This window comes from Leisingera sp. ANG-DT (genome assembly GCF_000813785.1).
In the GTDB taxonomy this organism is placed as follows: domain Bacteria; phylum Pseudomonadota; class Alphaproteobacteria; order Rhodobacterales; family Rhodobacteraceae; genus Leisingera.
Genome location: NZ_JWLE01000065.1, coordinates 1823 through 2226, shown reverse-complemented (window position 1 = coordinate 2226; position 404 = coordinate 1823). Strand labels below are relative to the sequence as shown.

The window sequence follows — 404 nt, the reverse complement described above, 5'->3', positions numbered from 1 at the left end:
GCGAAATGGTCGATGCCGATCTCCCGGTAGCCGTCCCACTGGAACAGCTGGCGGGCGGTCTCAAACAGCTCCAGCCGGACCTCCGGCGTGGGCAGCGCATCGGAGCGGATCATGCTTTGGCGCCCGGCCATCCAGGGCACATGGGCATAGCCGTAGACCGCCACCCGGTCCGGTGTCAGCGACAGCAGCTTCTGCACGCTTTCGGTCATGATCGCGGATGTCTGATGCGGCAGGCCATAGAGGATATCCGCATTGAGGCTGCGGATCCCATGTGCGCGCAGCTGCTCAATGGCGGCGCGTGTGGCCTCGAAGCTCTGCATACGGCCGATCGCCTGCTGGATGGTGCTGTCAAAATCCTGCACCCCGACAGAAGCGCGGTTCATGCCCGCCTCCGCCAGCGCATC

General features: G+C 64.9%; 1 protein-coding gene. It reads right to left on the bottom strand.

Annotated elements, in window-relative coordinates; translation table 11 throughout:
- On the bottom strand, positions 1 to 404 hold a 404-nt coding region (locus tag RA21_RS21605), incomplete at both ends, for a radical SAM protein (protein ID WP_039152634.1).